The sequence below is a fragment of the Actibacterium sp. EMB200-NS6 genome (genome assembly GCF_001305615.1).
GTDB classification, from domain to species: Bacteria; Pseudomonadota; Alphaproteobacteria; order Rhodobacterales; family Rhodobacteraceae; genus Actibacterium_A; species Actibacterium_A naphthalenivorans.
Map to the genome: position 1 here is coordinate 860,914 of NZ_CP010869.1, position 13,819 is coordinate 874,732.

Below are 13,819 nucleotides of genomic sequence, written 5' to 3' on the forward strand. Positions count from 1 at the left end.
GCATGGATGCCCGCGTCATTATCGCCAAGCTGCGGGACGAAGAGCGGCTGAGCGACGAGGAAATCACCTGGTTCGCCAACGGGCTGGCCAATGGCGGCGTGACCGACGCGCAGGCCGGGGCCTTTGCCATGGCGGTTCTGCTGAACGGCCTGGTCAAGGAAGAGCGTGTCGCCCTGACCCGCGCGATGCGCGACAGCGGGCAGGTGCTGCAATGGGATCTGCCCGGCCCGGTGCTCGACAAGCATTCCACGGGGGGCATCGGTGATTGCGTGTCGCTTTTGCTGGCGCCCGCGGTGGCGGTCTGCGGCGGGTATGTTCCGATGATCTCGGGCCGGGGGCTGGGCCACACCGGCGGCACGCTGGACAAGCTGGAGGCGATCCCCGGCTATCGCTGCGACGTCTCCGTCGAGCGGCTGCAGGCGATCACCGCCAGCATCGGCTGCGCCATCGTCGGCGCATCGGCCGATATCGCCCCGGCCGACAAACGGCTTTACGCCATCCGCGATGTGTCGGGCACGGTTGAAAGCGTCGATCTGATCACCGCCTCGATCCTGTCAAAGAAGCTTGCCGCGGGGCTGGAGGCGCTGGTGCTCGACGTCAAGGTCGGCTCGGGCGCGTTCATGAAAACGATGGAGGATGCCGAGGATCTGGCGGAGTCGCTGGTCGAGACGGCGCATGGCGCGGGCTGCATGACCTCGGCCCTGATCACCGACATGAGCCAGCCGCTGGTGGCCGCCGCCGGCAACGCGCTTGAGGTGATCGAGGTGATGGAAACCCTCACCGGCTCCGGCGTGACCCCCGCGCTGTGGGATATCACCTGCGCGCTGGGCGGCGAATTGCTGGCGCTGGGCGGGCTTGCCGCCGACGCGGGCGACGGGGCAGGGCGGATCGCCCGCGCGCTGGAAAGCGGCGCCGCGGCCGAGAAGTTCGGAGAGATGGTGGCAGAGCTTGGCGGGCCGCTGGATTTCGTTGAGCGTTGGCCCGATCGTCTGCCATCGGCCCCGGTGGTGCGCGAGGTGCCGGCGCTGGCCTCGGGCGTGGTGCGGGCGATCGACGGGCACGCGCTGGGCCTGGCCGTGGTCGAGCTTGGCGGCGGGCGCAAGCGTGAGGGCGACAGGATCAACCCCTCGGTCGGCCTGTCGGAACTTGCCCCCTTGGGCGAAACCGTCAGCCCCGATGTGCCGCTGGCCCTGATCCATGCGGCCACCGAAGAGGCCGCCGACGCGGTTGAACAGGTGGTTCGCGCCGCCTTTACCATCGGCGATGCCCATCCGACCATCCCGCCGCTGGTGCACCGGAGGCTGCGCTGATGCCGCGCGCGTTTCTCGTGGTGATGGATTCCGTCGGATGCGGCGGCGCGCCGGATGCGGATGCGTTTTACAACGGGGAAACGCCCGACACCGGCGCCAACACGCTGGCCCATATCGCTCAGGCGCGGCCGCTGGCGATGCCCAACCTCGACAGGCTGGGCCTTGGCGCCGCGATCCGGCTGGCCTCGGGCGAGGACGCGCCGGGGCTGGAGGCCGAACCGCAGGGGCTGTGGGGCGCCGCGACGGAAGTGTCGCGTGGCAAGGACACGCCATCCGGCCATTGGGAGCTGGCGGGCGTGCCGGTGCCGTGGGAGTGGCATTATTTCCCCGACACCGTCCCGAGCTTTCCGCCCGATCTGGTGGCCGAGGTCTGCCGCCTTGCCGGCGCTGACAGCATTCTGGGCAATTGCCACGCCTCCGGCACCACCATCGTGGCCGAACTGGGGGCCGAGCATATGCGCAGCGGCCGGCCGATCTGCTATACCTCCGCCGACAGCGTGTTTCAGATCGCCGCGCATGAGCAAAGCTTCGGCCTCGAGCGGCTGCTGGATCTGTGCCGGGGCATCGCGCCGATGGTGCATGAGATGAAGGTGGGCCGGGTCATCGCCCGCCCCTTCATCGGGTCGGAGGCCGAAGGCTTCACCCGCACCGCTCACCGCCGCGATTTCGCCATCGCCCCGCCGGAGCCCACGCTGTGCGACTGGGTGCAGGCGGCGGGCGGGCGCGTTCACGCGGTGGGCAAGATCGGCGACATCTTCTCGATGCAGGGCATCGACGATGTGTGCAAGGGCACCGATGCGCAGTTGATGGACCATCTGGAAGGGCTGATGGGCACGGCCGAAGACGGCAGCCTGACCTTCGCCAATTTCGTGGAATTCGACAGCCTTTACGGACACCGGCGCAATGTCGAAGGCTATGCCGGGGCGCTGGAATGGTTCGACGCGCAATTGCCGCGCATCTTCGCCAGGGCGCGGGCGGGCGATCTGATCCTGTTCACCGCCGATCACGGCAATGATCCCACGTGGGTCGGCACCGATCATACGCGGGAACGGGTGCCGGTCGTGGGCCATGGCGTGGGACTGCGGGCGGTGGGGCTGATCGGGTTCACCGGCGTGGCCGAGATCGTGGCGCGGCATCTGGGCGTATCGCCGCCGGAAGGCAAGGCCTTATGAGCCTGAAGAACGTTCCGAAGGTTGAATTGCACCTGCATCTGGAAGGCGCCGCGCCGCCGGCCTTTATCCGTGGCCTGGCGAAGCGGAAGAATATGGACATCTCCGGCGTTTTCGATGCCGATGGCGGGTATGCCTTCACCGATTTCCGGCATTTCCTGCAGGTCTACGAGGCCGCGACCGCGACCCTGCAGACGCCCGAGGATTACCACCGGCTGACCCTGGCGGTGCTGGAGGAAAGCGCCGCGAACGGCGTGATTTATACCGAAAGCTTCCTGTCGCCGGATTTCTGCGGCGGGCGCGATGTCGGGGCGTGGCGGGAATATCTTCACGCGATCCGTGACGCCGCCGATCAGGCCGAGCGGGAGTTCGGCATCGTGATGCGCGGCATCGTCACCTGCATCCGCCATTTCGGCCCCGAAAAGGCCCGGCAGACCGCGCTTTGCGCGGCCGAAACGGCGGGCGACTGGCTGACGGGGTTTGGCTTGGCGGGGGATGAGAGGGTCGGCAAGCCGAAGGATTTCGCCTATGCGTTCGACATGGCGCGCGAGGCGGGCCTGCGCCTGACCGCCCATGCCGGCGAATGGGGCGGGGCGCAATCGGTGCGCGACGCGCTGCACGACCTGCGGGTCGAGCGGATCGGCCACGGAGTGCGCGCCGCCGAAGATCCGGCGCTGGTCGAGGAACTGGCAGAAACCGGGACCGTGCTGGAGGTGTGCCCCGGCTCCAACATCGCGCTCGGGCTGTTCCGGTCCTGGCGCAGCCACCCGATCGGCGGATTCTTCGACAAGGGGCTGAAGGTCACGGTTTCCACCGACGACCCGCCCTTCTTCCACACTTCGATGACCCGCGAGTATGACCGTCTGGCCGATGCCTTCGGCTGGGACGACGCGGTGTTCACCACCCTCAACACGACCGCCGTCAATGCCGCCTTCTGCGACGATGACACCCGCGCGGCCCTTCTCAGACGCCTGGAGAAAAGCGATGCCTGATTACCTGACCGTTGTTGACCACCCGCTTGTGCAGCACAAGCTGACGATCATGCGCGACAAGGAAACCTCGACGGCGGGGTTCCGGCGGCTGTTGCGCGAAATCTCGCATCTGCTGGCCTATGAGGTGACACGCGATCTGGAGATGACGACGAAAACCATCCAGACGCCGATGCGCGAGATCGAGGCGCCGATCCTGGATGGCAAGAAGCTGGCGCTGATTTCCATTCTGCGCGCCGGCAACGGGCTGCTTGACGGTATTCTGGAACTGATCCCGGCGGCGCGGGTCGGCTTCGTCGGGCTCTATCGCGACGAAGAGACGCTGCAGCCGGTTCAGTATTATTTCAAGGTGCCCGAGGCGCTGGAAGACCGCCTGGTCATTGCCGTCGACCCGATGCTGGCGACGGGCAATTCATCGGTCGCCGCGATTGACCTGTTGAAGAAGGCGGGGGCCAGGAACATCCGTTTCCTGTGTCTTCTGGCCGCGCCCGAAGGTATCGCGCGCATGAAAGAGGCCCACCCCGACGTGCCGATCGTCACAGCATCTGTGGATGAGGGGCTCGATGAGCATGGATATATTGTTCCTGGGCTAGGGGATGCGGGTGACCGCATGTTTGGCACAAAATAAGCTTTAAATCCCTTTACTGCTTGTGTGCAATCAGTCATGATTCGCCCATATCTTGTGGGTGATGATATGCGACTGATTTCCCTGGCTGTGGCGGCTGCCGCTGCGGCCGTGCTCTTGGCCAATGCCCTGTCGGCACAGCCGCTGGCCGATGATGACGGACCGGCAGAGCTGCCACCGGCGGACTATGCGGCCAATCAATATGTCGACAGCCGGGGCTGCGTCTATATCCGCGCCGGCTATGGGGGAACCGTCACCTGGGTGCCGCGCGTGAGCCGTGGCCGGACGGTGATGTGCGGGTTCAAACCCACCTTCGCCGCCGCCGCCCCGGCCCCCGCGCCGAAGCCGCAGCCCGAGATCGCGGAAATTGTTGCCGCGCCTGTTCCCGTCGCTCCGCCGGTGCCACCCGCGCCTGTTGCAGCCAAGCCGGCGCCCGCCGTAGCGCCTGTTGCGGCACCGGTGAAAGTCGCGGTCGCACCGGCTCCGAAAACCGTTTCGGCCCCACGGCCGGCCTCGGTCCGTGCATCGGTGCCGGCACCCGCGCCGATGGCCGTCACCATCACGCCCGCGCCCATCACCATTCCCAAAGGTTACGAAAGGGCGTGGAAAGACGACCGGCTGAACCCGCTGCGCGGCGTCGGAACCGCCCGGGGAGAGGCTCAGATGAACCTGGTCTGGACGCAGACCGTGCCGCGCCGTCTGGTCGCCGAAGGGAAACCGGGGCCGGTTGCGCGCGCCGCTGCGGCACCCGCGAGCGCCCGTCAGCGCCTGACCGCCCGCGCGTCGACCAAGACCCCGGCGAAGGTACGGCCCGCGGCGGGATATGTTCAGGTCGGCACTTTCGGGCTGCCGGCGAATTCCGCCGCCACCGCCGCGCGGCTTCGTCAGCTCGGGCTGCCGGTTGCGGTGGCGCAAGGCCGGATGAACGGCAAGCCGGTGCAGATTGTGCTGGCCGGGCCGTTTGCCGGGCAAGAGCATCTCAATTCCGCCCTCGGGGCGGTTCGAATGGCAGGGTACCGGGACGCATTCGTGCGGAGATAAAAAACAAATCCGGGACAGTGGAGCAGCGCCTCGCCAACATGTGCGGGGCGCTGTCTTCTTTCGCGGGGTGGAAATTCAGCCGCCGCAGATGCCCTGAAGGCGGATCCAGTCGGCATCGCTGAGCACCGGCTTGTAGGCCCGGCCGCGCAGCGGGTCGGCCTCGATCAGGCCCAGAACGGTTTCGCCCGACACATCCAGTGCATAGGCATAGGGCGTCGATGGCACCTCCGCCGCCGCGAACCGTGCCAGCAGCGCCGCGTCCGTCAGCGAGGCGGGGGGGCGGGTGAGCACGGTTTCGGCATATCCGTTCAGCGCCTCGACCGGCAGCGCGCCGGTTGTCAGCAGGTGGAACGTGGCCCGCGTGCCCACATTCCGAAGCATCAGATCCAGCGGGTCCTGCCGGGCGGCACGTTCGGCCTCGGCCAGAATGAAACCGGCGGGAATGTCGGCATCGTCGAAATCCTCGACGATCGCGCGATTCAGCAGGATCAGCCCGCCCGGAAGATGCGCCGCCTGACGGACACCACCGGGCAGCACCACCAGCACGCCGGGGCCCGGCCCCAGAAGCCGCGCGCGCAGCCGCGCCAGCGCGCGGTCGCCCGCGGTGGTATGGCAGGGTGCGCCCGAAACGCGGGCGATGCGGGAAAGCAGGCCCTGCCCGATTTCGGCCCGCACCGTGGGGGGCACCACCGCAACCGTGTGGCGCCGCAACGCGCCGGGCATCCAGAACACCAGCAGCCCGATCACCAGCGCGAGGCTGGATCCCAGCATGATGAGCCGCAGCCGCCCGGGCCGGGGGCGGCGCTTTTCGATCGCCGCCGTCACCTTCGAGATGGCGCCGATCATCACCTCGTCTTCGATTTCCAGGATTTCCTCGGCATCGGTGCCGGGGCCGAACAGCGCCGGCATCGCGCCGGGGTTGAGGCGGGTCACGGCGGCCAGTGACCAATGGGCGAGCGCCCGTTCCCGGGTGTCGGAAATCACCAGCGAGGCGTCGCCGAACGACACGATCACATCGCGCCGCTGCGCCTGGGGCCCCTCGCGCCAGAGGCCGGAAGATTCCAGCCGTTCAAACTGTGAAAGCGCCGTCATGCGCGGCCCTGATCCTGCCCGGTTCGTTCCGTGTTTGTGACGCCATGATAGCGGCTTGGACGCCGCGCCACAATGCAGGGGGCAACGGGGCGCATCAGTCGGGCAGGCCCTTGGCGATCTCGCGCAGTTCGAATTTCTGGATCTTCCCGGTCGAGGTTTTGGGCAGGTCTTCGAACACCACCCGCTTGGGTGTCTTGAACCCGGCCAGATGTTCGCGGCAAAAGGCGATCAGTTCCGTCTCGCTCACCTCATGCCCCGGCTTCAGTTCGACAAAGGCGCAGGGCACTTCGCCCCATTTCTCGTCGGGTTTGGCGACCACGGCGCAAAGCTCCACCGCCGGGTGGTGCATCAGCGCGCCCTCCACCTCGACCGAAGACACGTTCTCGCCGCCCGAGATGATGATGTCCTTGGCGCGATCGGTGATCTTGATGTAGCCGTCCGGGTGGCGGAAGGCCACGTCGCCGGAATGGAAATAGCCGCCGGCAAAGCTTTCGGCGGTGGCTTCGGGATTTTTGTAGTAGCCTTTCATCACGGTGTTGCCGCGCATCATGATCTCGCCCGTGGTGACGCCGTCGCGCGGCACCGGGGCCATGTTTTCATCGGTCACGGTGGCCTCTTCCAGCATCGGCATGGCAACGCCGGTGCGGGCCTTGATATTGGCACGCTCGCCCTGCGGCAGGTCATCCCACAGATCGTCTTGCCAGATACATTCCGTGGCGGGGCCGTAAACCTCTGTCAGCCCGTAAACCTGGGTGACGTTGAAGCCAAGCGGTTCCACCTTCGCCAGCGTCGCGGCGGCGGGCGGGGCGCCGGCGGTGAATACCTCGACGGTGTGATCGAACGGCAGCCTGTCGTGCTCATGCGCATTGACAAGCGCGTTCAGAACGATCGGCGCGCCGCCGAAATGCGTCGCCCCGTCGACCGAGATCGCGTGATAGATGTTCTTCGCGGTGACATCGCGGCAGCAGATGATCGTGCCCCCCAGCGCGGGCATCATCCAGCTGTGGCACCAGCCGTTGCAGTGGAACAGCGGCACGATGGTCAGCAGCCGGGGGTGCATCACCATGCGCCACGAGATCACGGTGCCCATGGTGGCCAGATAGGCGCCGCGGTGGTGATAGACCACGCCCTTGGGCTGTCCGGTGGTGCCGGAGGTGTAGTTGAGCGCGATGCTCTCCCACTCGTCCTCGGGCATGATCCAACGGAAACCGGGATCGCCGCCCGCCAGCAGGTCTTCATATTCCATGTGCCGGCCATCGGGCATGAAACCGGCCTCGTGATCCGCCACTTCGATGATCTCGGGCGCGTCGGCCTCGGCCATGCGCGAAATCGCGGCCTCGGCCAGCGGCAGCAGCGCGTTGTCGACCAGCAGGATCTTCGCGCCGCCGTGGGACAGGATGTAGTTGACCGTCTCTGTCTCGAGCCGGGTGTTGATCGCGTTCAGCACCGCGCCGCAGGCGGGCACGCCGAAATGCGCCTCGATCTGGGCGGTGATGTTGGGCAGCAGGGTTGCGACCACATCGCCCGGCCTTATGCCGCGTCCGGCAAGGGCGGAGGCAAGACGCGTGACGCGTTCGTGCATCTGCGCATAGGTGAAGCTGCGGCTGCGGTCCACCAGCGCCTGGCGCTGGGGAAAGATATCCGCGGCGCGGTTCAGGTGTGACAGGGGCGTCAGCGGCACATGGTTCGCATCGCATTTGCCCAGCCCGGTCTCATCGGCCAACCAGCCCATTCCATCCTCCCTCGTTTCTCCTCGGACCCGGATAGTGGCGGGGGCCGCGCGGCTTGGAAAGGGGCAAACGCATCTTGGCGGCACCGACGCGCAGGCGATAAGGTGAATGCCATGATCATCTCGCGCGGGCGCCGCTATATCTTCGTGCATATCCCCAAGACCGGCGGCACCGCCCTGAGCCTGGCGCTGGAGGCGCGGGCGATGGCGGATGACATTCTGATCGGCGACACGCCCAAGGCGGTGAAGCGACGGCGGCGGCTGCAGGGGGCGCGAAGCTCGGGCCGGCTTTGGAAACATTCCCGTCTGCGCGATATCGAGGGCCTGGTGACGCGGCAGGAGATGGCGGAGCTATTCACCTTCACCCTTGTGCGCAATCCGTGGGACCGGATGGTCAGCTATTACCACTGGCTGCGGGCGCAGGGCTTCGATCATCCGGCGGTGCATCTCGCGAAAGGGCTGGAGTTCAGCGCCTTTCTGAACCACGCCCAGACCCGCGCGGTTTTTCAGGCCGAAAGCTACGGCGCCTACATGCAAGACCCCGAGGGGCAAGAAAGATGCGGCGCCTTCATCCGGTTAGAGCATCTGGCGCAGGATCTCGCGCCGCTCGAGGCGCATCTGGGGTTCTCGCTGGGCGATATTCCGAAGGTGAACCAATCAGAAAGGGCCGCGGATTTCCGCAGCTACTATTCCGATGCCGACGCGGCCCTGCTGGCGCAGCTTTGCGGCGAAGACATCGCGCGCTTCGGCTACGGGTTTGGCGGCTAGGGACCGCGCCGCTGTGTTGTCACCGCTCAGGCGGCCTTGGCGCCCGGCGCGAACCGCGCGTAGAACGTATCGCCCTGCGCGGCCATCTCGCGCAGCAGCGCGGGGGCGGCAAAGCGGGCGCCATGGGTTTCGGCCAAGGCATCGCACAGCGCCACCGCGCGCGGCGCGCCGATGATGTCGAGCCAGCTGAACGGCCCGCCGGACCATGGCGCGAAGCCCCAGCCCAGAATGGCGCCGACGTCGCCCTCGCGAATATCGCTCAGAACACCCTCTTCCAGCGCCCGCACGGCCTCGAGCACCTGCACGAACAGCAGGCGGTGCTGGACCTCGGACACATCGGGCTGCGCCCCCGCCAGCGGGTATTGCGCGGCCAGCCCCGGCCACAGGCCCTGGCGCTTGCCCTTCTCGTCGTAGGCATAGAAACCCGCGCCCGCCTTTCGGCCAAGCCGGCCATCATCGGCCATGCGGAACAGTACCTCGTCCACCGCGCCGTCGGGATAGGCATCGCCCATCGCGGCCTTCGTGGCCCGGGCGATCTTCACCCCCAGATCGATCGAGGTTTCATCGACGAGTTGCAGCGGGCCCAGCGGCATGCCCACCAGCCGGGCGGCATTCTCGATCAGGGCGGGGGTGACCCCCTCTTTCACCATGCGGATGCCTTCGTTGATATAGGGGATGATGCAGCGGTTGGCGTAGAAGAACCGCGCGTCGTTGACCACGATCGGCGTCTTGCGGATCTGGCGCGCGAAATCCAGCGCCCTGGCCACGGCCCGGTCGCCGGTCTCCGCGCCCCGGATGATCTCTACCAGCATCATCTTGTCGACGGGGCTGAAGAAGTGGATGCCGATGAACTGGGCGGGCCGTGTGCTGGCCTTCGCCAGTTCACCGATCGGCAGGGTCGAGGTGTTGGTGGCGAAGATACAGTCCTCGCCCACCACCGCCTCGGCCCGCGCGGTGACATCGGCCTTGATGCCGGGGTCTTCGAACACGGCCTCGACAATCAGGTCGCAGCCCTTCAGCGCGGCGTAATCGGTGGTGGCGGTGATCAGGCCAAGCACCTGTTCCTTTTTCTCGGGCGTGGCTTTCTTGCGCGAAATGCCCTTGTCCATGTAATCGGCGGTATAGGATTTGCCCTTGTCGGCGGCTGCCTGGCTCTGGTCGATCAGCACCACCTCGATCCCCGCCAGCGCCGACACGAGCGCGATGCCCGCGCCCATCATCCCGGCCCCCAGCACGCCGACCCGGGTGACCGACTGATCCGGCACGGCGGCAGGGCGCACCGCGCCCTTCTCCAGCGCTTCCTTGTTCAGGAACAAAGACCGGATCATGGCGGTGGACGACGGGTTCATCAGGATGTTGGTGAACCAGCGGGCCTCGATCTTCAGCGCGGTATCGAAGGGCACCAGCGCCCCTTCGTAAACCGCCGAAAGCAGCGCCTTCGCGGCGGGGTAAACACCCTGCGTCTTGCCATTGACCATGGCGCTGGCGCCGACGAAGGTCATGAAACCGGCCGGGTGATAGGGCGCGCCGCCGGGCATCTTGTAGCCCTTCGCATCCCACGGTTTCAGGATATCGGCATCCTTGGCGGCCAGCACCCATTCCTTCGCGGCCGACATCAGTTCTTCGGCGGGGACAACCGCGTCGATGACGCCGGCCGCCTTCATCTTCTTCGGCTCCTGCATCTTGCCTTCCAGCAGGAAGGGCGCGGCGGCCATCGCGCCCAGCTTGCGCACCAGCCGCGTGGTGCCGCCGGCGCCGGGAAAGATGCCGATCAGGATCTCCGGCAGGCCGATCCTGGCCCTGGGATTGTCGGCGGCAAAGATCCGGTGGCAGGCCAGCGGCAGTTCCAGCCCGATGCCGGCCGCTGTGCCGGGCAGGGCGGCGGCGATGGGCTTGCCGCCCTTGTTGGTCTTCGGGTTCATCCCGGCGCGCTCGATCTTGCGCAGCAGGCCATGCATCTGCATGACGCCCTCGAACAGGCCACGGGCCGGATCGTCGCCCGCGCTCTCCTTCATCCCGGCCAGAATGTTCAGATCCATCCCGCCCGCGAAATCCTTCTTGCCCGAGGTGATGATCGCGCCCCTGACCGCATCATCGGCCAGCGCCCTGTCGACACAGGCTTCCAGCTCGCGCAGCCCCTCCAGCGACATGACGTTCATGGTTTTGCCGGGTACGTCCCAGGTGATGATCGCAACGCCGTCCGGATCGACGGAATAGTGGAATTCGCTCATGTCCGCTCTCCCTTGAACGGGGTGCCGTCCCTGTAGGTGAAGCTGGTCTTGCCATCCGCCACGTCCATCACCAGATCGACATCTGAATAGGTGCAGGTTTCGCGCGGGGCGCGGCTGCCGACCACCAGAAACCGCGCCTCGCGCCCGGTCCGGTTGATGAAATGATGGCCGTCCGTGTCGCCCGCCGGAAAGGCGGCGCAATCGCCCGGGCGCATCGGCGTCTCGCCCGCGTCCTGCACCAGAATGATCTCGCCCTCGGTCACCATCACGAACTCGTCCTCGTTCAGATGCCAGTGCCGCAGCGACGATTTCGCGCCGGGCTGAAGGATCACCAGATTGGCGCCGAACTGCGTCAGCCCGCCCGCATCGCCCAGCCGCAGCGATGACCGCCCGGCCATCTGGCTGGCATAGGGCTCGGGGTAGATCGACCCGGTCTTGACCGGCACGTTGCGCTTGTCGATGATCCCCATCACACCCTCTCGATGATTGTGGCGGCACCCATGCCCGAGGCGACGCACAGCGTTGCCAGACCTGTTTCCTTGTCGCTGCGCTCCAGCTCATCAAGCAGCGTGCCGATGATGATCGCGCCGGTGGCGCCCAGCGGGTGACCCATGGCGATGGCGCCGCCGTTGACATTGACCTTGCCGTCATCGACGTCAAAGGCCTGCATGAACCGCAGCACGACCGAGGCGAAAGCCTCGTTCACCTCGAACAGGTCGATATCCGAAATCGCCATGCCATTGTCGGCAAGGATCTTTTCGGTCACGGGCACCGGCCCGGTCAGCATGATGGTGGGGTCGGTGCCGATCTTCGCCGTGCCGCGGATGCGCGCGCGCGGCTTCAGGCCATGCTCCTCGCCGAAGGCCCTGCTGCCGATCAGCACCCCGGCCGCGCCATCGACGATGCCCGAAGAGTTGCCCGCATGGTGGATGTGATTGATCCGCTCCAGATGCGGGTATTTCATCAGCGCGACCTTGTCGAAGCCGGGCATCACCTCGCCCATATCCTTGAACGCGGGTTTCAGCGCGCCAAGCGCCTGCATGTCGGTGCCGGGGCGCATGTATTCGTCATGCTCCAGGATCGGCAGTCCGTTTTGGTCCTTCACCGTGATCACCGACCGGGCAAAGCGGTCTTCGCCCCAGGCCGCGGCGGCGCGTTTCTGGCTTTCCACGGCCAGCGCATCGGCATCGTCGCGCGAAAAGCCGTATTCGGTGGCGATGATATCGGCGGAAATGCCCTGCGGCACGAAATAGCGGCCCATCGCAAGCGACGGGTCAACCGCAATCGCCGCCCCGTCGCTGCCCATGGCCACGCGGCCCATCATCTCGACCCCGCCGGCGATATAGGCCGCACCCGCGCCGCCCCTCACCTGATTGGCGGCCAGATTCACCGCCTCCATGCCGCTGGCGCAGAACCGGTTGATGGACAGGCCCGGGATCGACTGATCAAGCCCCGAGGCCAGAACCGCAGACCGCGCCAGGCACCCGCCCTGTTCGCCCACCTGGGTGGCATTGCCCCAGATCACATCCTCCACGGCGTGACCTTCCAGAGCATTGCGGGCTTTCAGGGCATCCAGAACCACAGCGGACAGGCGGACAGAGGTGACCTCGTGCAGCGCGCCCTCCCTGCGTCCCTTGCCGCGCGGTGTGCGCACGGCATCATAGATAAAGGCGTCGGTCATGGCGGCCTCCGTTCTCAGGTGGCCCGGTCGGCGGGCGAGCCGGGCATCAGATCATAGGGGTGCTTCCAGCCGGGCAGGGCGGCGATGCGATCCAGCCAGGCGTCGATATTGGGCCAGTCGGCGCGGTCAAAGCCGAAGGGCTCGGGGTAATACAGATACCCGCAGCAGGCGAAATCGGCGATGGTGGGCTGATCGCCCACCAGCCACTCCTTGCCCCCCAGCGCGGCCTCCAGCGTCTTGAACGCGCCGCGCAGCCGGCCCTGCAGCCAGGTGATCACCTCGGCCGGGCGCTTCTCCTCGGGCAGGAAGTTCATCAAGAACCGCACCGTTCCGCATTGCGAGGACATCTTGTGATTGTCCCAGAACACCCAGCGCAGCACCTCGCGCCGCTCATTGGCGCTGCGGCCACCGAACTTGCCGGTCTTTGAGCTGATGTAATCCTGAATGACACCCGACTGGCTGAGCGTCACGTCCCCGTCGACCATCACCGGAACTTCGCCCATCGGGTTCAGCGCCAGGTATTCCGGGCTGCGGGTCTCGCCATGGAAGAAGTCGACGAAGACGGGCTCCCACTCCACCCCGGCAAGTTGCATCGTCAGCGCGGCCTTGTAGGCATTGCCGCTTTCACCAAAGCAGTAAAGTTGGATCGTCATCAGGCTCTCTTTCTGAATTTCTGACCGACCGAGGGGCGGCCGGTGCTGGATCTGAGTATTTTTGCCGAGAAGAGGAACAGGCCGGTATTCGATAACCGGCCGTTAACCTTGGTCCGGCAGTGTTGATGGTGCGGTACAGGCTGGAGAGCCGATGACCGCCCGAGGAGACGCCCTGCCGTCCCGCGCGCCCCCGGCCCGGACCGGAAAGCGCCGGATGGCAGGGCGCAGACTGTTCATCTTCTCGGCACAAATACTCTCGCCGAAGGCGGCATGACGGGGCGACTGGCGGTGCGCTCATCGTTTGCGTGCCTCCAGCTCGGCGTTGAACAGGCGCAGCCGGTGGCTCAGGTTGTCATGATCAGTGACGCTGTCAAAGTACTCGAACAGGAATGACAACGCTTCGCCTTCGTCCAGCCCGGCCTCGGCGGCGAAGCGTTTCAGCCGGCGGTAACCATCCTCGGTCATCGCAACATTGAAGCGGCGGGTCAGGCGCAGGCGTTTGGGCAATGAAGCCTCCCTATTCGGTCATCA

13 protein-coding genes are annotated in these 13,819 nt (G+C 66.4%); 6 read left to right on the forward strand and 7 right to left on the reverse strand.

From position 1 onward, the window contains the following. Positions 1-2 precede the first annotated feature (2 nt). The 5 genes from TQ29_RS04315 to TQ29_RS04335 all read left to right on the forward strand — a co-directional run bounded on the left by TQ29_RS04315 (position 3) and on the right by TQ29_RS04335 (position 5,134). The gene (locus TQ29_RS04315; protein WP_054538158.1) at positions 3-1,310 is read left to right on the forward strand and encodes a thymidine phosphorylase; all 1,308 of its coding nucleotides are present in this window, start codon (positions 3-5) and stop codon (positions 1,308-1,310) included. Next, entirely contained in the window at positions 1,310-2,482 is a 1,173-nt protein-coding gene (locus tag TQ29_RS04320) for a phosphopentomutase (RefSeq protein ID WP_054538159.1), read from the forward strand. Before TQ29_RS04315 ends, TQ29_RS04320 begins: the two co-directional genes overlap by 1 nt. Beyond that, entirely contained in the window at positions 2,479-3,471 is a 993-nt protein-coding gene (locus TQ29_RS04325; protein WP_054538160.1) for an adenosine deaminase, read from the forward strand. The genes TQ29_RS04320 and TQ29_RS04325 overlap by 4 nt, the downstream gene beginning before the upstream one ends. Further along, positions 3,464-4,096, forward strand: coding sequence for a uracil phosphoribosyltransferase (upp, locus tag TQ29_RS04330; protein ID WP_037203993.1), 633 nt, complete (start codon positions 3,464-3,466; stop codon positions 4,094-4,096). The genes TQ29_RS04325 and upp overlap by 8 nt, the downstream gene beginning before the upstream one ends. A gap of 66 nt (positions 4,097-4,162) precedes the next feature. Beyond that, positions 4,163-5,134 (forward strand): SPOR domain-containing protein, encoded by a 972-nt coding sequence (locus TQ29_RS04335; RefSeq protein WP_054538161.1) that lies wholly within the window; start codon positions 4,163-4,165, stop codon positions 5,132-5,134. Positions 5,135-5,209: 75 nt separating this feature from the next. On the opposite strand, the gene TQ29_RS04340 is transcribed toward TQ29_RS04335, so the two are convergent. Both TQ29_RS04340 and TQ29_RS04345 read right to left on the reverse strand, forming a co-directional pair. Continuing rightward, positions 5,210-6,226, reverse strand: coding sequence for a hypothetical protein (locus TQ29_RS04340; RefSeq protein ID WP_054538162.1), 1,017 nt, complete (start codon positions 6,224-6,226; stop codon positions 5,210-5,212). A gap of 94 nt (positions 6,227-6,320) precedes the next feature. Then, positions 6,321-7,958, reverse strand: coding sequence for an AMP-binding protein (locus TQ29_RS04345; RefSeq protein ID WP_054538163.1), 1,638 nt, complete (start codon positions 7,956-7,958; stop codon positions 6,321-6,323). Between the two features lie 111 nt (positions 7,959-8,069). On the opposite strand from TQ29_RS04345, the gene TQ29_RS04350 reads away from it, so the two are divergent. Continuing rightward, complete coding sequence (locus TQ29_RS04350) at positions 8,070-8,723, forward strand: sulfotransferase family 2 domain-containing protein (protein ID WP_054538164.1); 654 nt, start codon at positions 8,070-8,072, stop codon at positions 8,721-8,723. 26 nt (positions 8,724-8,749) lie between these two features. Here the strand turns inward: TQ29_RS04350 and TQ29_RS04355 are convergent, their stop codons facing one another. From TQ29_RS04355 to TQ29_RS04375, 5 genes are all read right to left on the reverse strand, one after another. Continuing rightward, on the reverse strand, positions 8,750-10,954 hold the full coding sequence (locus TQ29_RS04355) for a 3-hydroxyacyl-CoA dehydrogenase NAD-binding domain-containing protein (protein ID WP_054538165.1): 2,205 nt from the start codon (positions 10,952-10,954) through the stop codon (positions 8,750-8,752). Then, complete coding sequence (locus TQ29_RS04360) at positions 10,951-11,424, reverse strand: cupin domain-containing protein (protein ID WP_054538166.1); 474 nt, start codon at positions 11,422-11,424, stop codon at positions 10,951-10,953. Before TQ29_RS04360 ends, TQ29_RS04355 begins: the two co-directional genes overlap by 4 nt. Next, positions 11,424-12,635 carry an acetyl-CoA C-acetyltransferase gene (locus TQ29_RS04365; RefSeq protein ID WP_054538167.1) on the reverse strand — a complete coding sequence of 404 codons (1,212 nt, stop codon included), beginning with the start codon at positions 12,633-12,635 and terminating at the stop codon, positions 11,424-11,426. Before TQ29_RS04365 ends, TQ29_RS04360 begins: the two co-directional genes overlap by 1 nt. A gap of 14 nt (positions 12,636-12,649) precedes the next feature. Continuing rightward, a complete protein-coding gene (locus TQ29_RS04370; protein WP_054538168.1) occupies positions 12,650-13,288 on the reverse strand; it encodes a glutathione S-transferase family protein in 639 nt (212 codons plus the stop codon). A gap of 294 nt (positions 13,289-13,582) precedes the next feature. Then, the gene (locus TQ29_RS04375) at positions 13,583-13,795 is read right to left on the reverse strand and encodes a hypothetical protein (RefSeq protein WP_054538169.1); all 213 of its coding nucleotides are present in this window, start codon (positions 13,793-13,795) and stop codon (positions 13,583-13,585) included. Positions 13,796-13,819: the final 24 nt, after the last annotated feature.

Bases quoted from the DNA above. Each gene is read 5' to 3' on its own strand.
- TQ29_RS04315 (WP_054538158.1), top strand. From the start codon at position 3: ATGGATGCCCGCGTCATTATCGCCAAGCTGCGGGACGAAGAGCGGCTG.
- TQ29_RS04320 (WP_054538159.1), top strand. From the start codon at position 1,310: ATGCCGCGCGCGTTTCTCGTGGTGATGGATTCCGTCGGATGCGGCGGC.
- TQ29_RS04325 (WP_054538160.1), top strand. From the start codon at position 2,479: ATGAGCCTGAAGAACGTTCCGAAGGTTGAATTGCACCTGCATCTGGAA.
- upp (WP_037203993.1), top strand. From the start codon at position 3,464: ATGCCTGATTACCTGACCGTTGTTGACCACCCGCTTGTGCAGCACAAG.
- TQ29_RS04335 (WP_054538161.1), top strand. From the start codon at position 4,163: ATGCGACTGATTTCCCTGGCTGTGGCGGCTGCCGCTGCGGCCGTGCTC.
- TQ29_RS04340 (WP_054538162.1), bottom strand. From the start codon at position 6,226: ATGACGGCGCTTTCACAGTTTGAACGGCTGGAATCTTCCGGCCTCTGG.
- TQ29_RS04345 (WP_054538163.1), bottom strand. From the start codon at position 7,958: ATGGGCTGGTTGGCCGATGAGACCGGGCTGGGCAAATGCGATGCGAAC.
- TQ29_RS04350 (WP_054538164.1), top strand. From the start codon at position 8,070: ATGATCATCTCGCGCGGGCGCCGCTATATCTTCGTGCATATCCCCAAG.
- TQ29_RS04355 (WP_054538165.1), bottom strand. From the start codon at position 10,954: ATGAGCGAATTCCACTATTCCGTCGATCCGGACGGCGTTGCGATCATC.
- TQ29_RS04360 (WP_054538166.1), bottom strand. From the start codon at position 11,424: ATGGGGATCATCGACAAGCGCAACGTGCCGGTCAAGACCGGGTCGATC.
- TQ29_RS04365 (WP_054538167.1), bottom strand. From the start codon at position 12,635: ATGACCGACGCCTTTATCTATGATGCCGTGCGCACACCGCGCGGCAAG.
- TQ29_RS04370 (WP_054538168.1), bottom strand. From the start codon at position 13,288: ATGACGATCCAACTTTACTGCTTTGGTGAAAGCGGCAATGCCTACAAG.